Source organism: Cobetia sp. SIMBA_158 (genome assembly GCF_046566945.1).
Lineage (GTDB): Bacteria > Pseudomonadota > Gammaproteobacteria > Pseudomonadales > Halomonadaceae > Cobetia > Cobetia amphilecti.
The window spans coordinates 1-248 of the sequence record NZ_JAWJYL010000827.1 but is presented as its reverse complement, the minus strand read 5'-3'; the positions used below and the strand labels follow the sequence as shown (position 1 = coordinate 248).

At 28.6% G+C, this 248-nt stretch carries 1 protein-coding gene; it reads right to left on the bottom strand.

Features of this window, described 5'->3' with window-relative positions; all coding sequences use genetic code 11:
• A partial coding sequence (locus R2R70_RS22140) for a hypothetical protein (RefSeq protein ID WP_410979220.1) occupies nt 1–248 on the bottom strand: 248 nt, incomplete at both ends.

Here is a 248-nt window from a genome sequence, read left to right as displayed (position 1 = left end):
AATAAACTCAATAGCACCAGTAAGGTCGTATACAAACACTAAAAAATTTAAACTTTGCATTCTAATAGCATGAGTCAGGTTATTTTCTTTGATAAATTTATCCCACTTCTTAAAGTAGCTTGAACTTTTCTTAAATTGTTTGAAAATACGTCCATCTAATTCTTGTTCTTTTTTGATGAAATGCTTATCATCAATCTCATCAGCATAAGCTTCATTTATTAAAAGACCTCCATTAAAATCATATGCTG